This is a genomic window from Ruminococcus callidus ATCC 27760 (assembly GCF_000468015.1).
Lineage (GTDB): Bacteria > Bacillota > Clostridia > Oscillospirales > Ruminococcaceae > Ruminococcus_C > Ruminococcus_C callidus.
The window spans coordinates 7,833-10,170 of the sequence record NZ_KI260345.1; the positions used below are offsets into that span (position 1 = coordinate 7,833).

Consider the following 2,338-nt stretch of genomic DNA (forward strand, 5'->3'; position numbering starts at 1 on the left):
TCGCTGTGGCAACCTGAACCGGAACAGGTTTCACAATTTCCGACAGCTCCACCTCTTTGGCAGCTTCTACATCGGTTTCATCGGTCAGGAAATGCTTTTTGCAGTTCTCACAGGTCCAGTATTCCACGTTTCCGGCTTCGGTGTAAGTCGCATCCTTGGCATCGGTTTTCACGAGAGAATGACGATATGTTACCTTTTCAGATGCTTCTCCGAAATCGTCTTTTGCCAGCGTAGAATCGCAGGAAACCGTAATTTCAAGCGATTTATCGCAGTTATCAAATATATCAATTCCGATGCTTGTGACACTACTTGGAATCGTGATGCTGGTCAAGTTGGTGCATGCATAAAACGCACCACTTCCAATGCTTGTGACACTTTCTGGAATCGTGATGCTTGTCAAGCTGCTGCAACCGGAAAACGCAGATTCTCCGATGCTTGTGACACTACTTGGAATCGTGATACTTGTCAAGCCAGTGCAGTTGGAAAACGCAGATTCTCCGATGCTTGTGACACTACTTGGAATCGTGATACTTGTCAAGCCAGTGCAGTTGGAAAACGCACATTCTCCAATTTCTGTGACATTTTTGGGAATCGTTACTTTCCCCTGACAAGTTTGTCCATCGATTAAAATTCCATTTACAATCACAAGCGGATTTTCATCTCGTTTGTTTCTTAACCAAGGCGTGTTAGAAAACGCATTCCTTTCGATGCGTGTGACACTATTTGGAATGGTAATGCTAGTCAAATTTTTACAACCAGAAAACATACTCCTTTCGATGCGTGTGACGCTCTCCGGGATTTCAATGTTGGTTAAGCTGGTGCAATTCTGAAACGCCCTTTCTCCGATTCTTGTGACGCTCTCCGGAATTTTGATGCTGGTTAAGCTGTCACAAACGAAAAATGCACAATTTTTGATATTTGTGACACTATCCGGAATCGTAATATTTGTTAAGTTTTTACAAGCAAAAAATGCACCATTTCCGATGCTTGTGACACTCTCTGGAATCGTGATACTGGTCAAGCCGGACCACATAAATGCAAAATCGCCAATGCTTGTAACACCATCTTCAATCACAACTTTTTTTATTTTACTATTGTTGAATACAGGGCTATTATAAGGGCGACGACCTTCAAGGTTATCATCGTAAGATTTCATTGGCCCTGTGCCGCTGATGGTCATTGTGCCATCGGTGTTCAGTGTCCAAGTCAAACCATCATCTTCGTTCAGGCGGATTATGACTTTGCTTGTATCTACGCCGAGATCATTGTATGTCAGCGTAGAGTTGCCTTCCAGAAGCACCTCGGTCAAAGCAGTACAGCCATTAAACGCATTCGTTCCGATGCTTGTGACACTACTTGGAATTTCAATGTTTGCTAAATTGCTACAGTTCTCAAACGCAGAATATCCGATGCTTGTGACACCTTCTGGAATTATGATGCTGGTCAAGTTGGTGCATTTCTGAAACGCAGAAACTCCGATTCTTGTGACATCGTTCGGAATCGTTACTTCTCCCGAACAAGTTGTGCCGTCGATCAAGATTCCATTTACAATCACAAGCGGGTTTCCTTGCTGTTCGTTTGTTAACCAAGCTGTGCCAGAAAACGCACCTTCTCCAATGCTTGTGACACTACTTGGAATCGTGATGCTTGCCAAGCTGCTGCAACCGGAAAACGCAGAACTTCCAATGCTTGTGACACTATTTGGAATGACAATGCTAGTCAAGCTACTACAACCAGAAAACATATCCCATTCGATTCTTGTGACACTATTTGGAATGATAATGCTAGTCAAGCTGCTACAATTGGAAAACACAAAAAATCCGATGCTTCTGACACTATCCGGAATTTCGATGCTGATTAAGCCAGTGCAACCGGAAAATGCATTATTTTCGATGCTTGTGACACCATTTGGAATTTCAATGATTGCTAAATTGCTACAGTTCTCAAATGCAGAACTTCTGATACTTGTGACACCATCTGGAATGGTGATACTTGTCAAGCTGGTGCAATTGTAAAACGCAGAACTTCCGATGCTTGTGACACCACTCGGAATTTCGATGCTTGCTAAATTGCTGCAATCGGAAAACGCAGAATCTCCGATGCTTATGACACTATTGGAAATCGTGATGCTCTCTAAATTGTTACATTCACAAAACGCATAATTACCGATACTTGTAACGCCATCTTCAATCACAACTTTTTTTATGTTGCTATTGCTGCATGCAGGACTATCCGTCATCTCCCCTTTGCCGCTGACGGTCATTGTGCCCTCAGCGTCCAGTGTCCAGATCAGGTTGTCTTCTGTCCATGTCTGCGTTCCCGATTCTGTCCCTGCACC

At 43.4% G+C, this 2,338-nt stretch carries 1 protein-coding gene; it reads right to left on the reverse strand.

Annotated features, from left to right (window positions below; genetic code table 11):
* The coding region (locus tag RUMCAL_RS14970; protein WP_169725982.1) for a leucine-rich repeat domain-containing protein at positions 1 to 2,338 on the reverse strand (2,338 nt) is incomplete at both ends.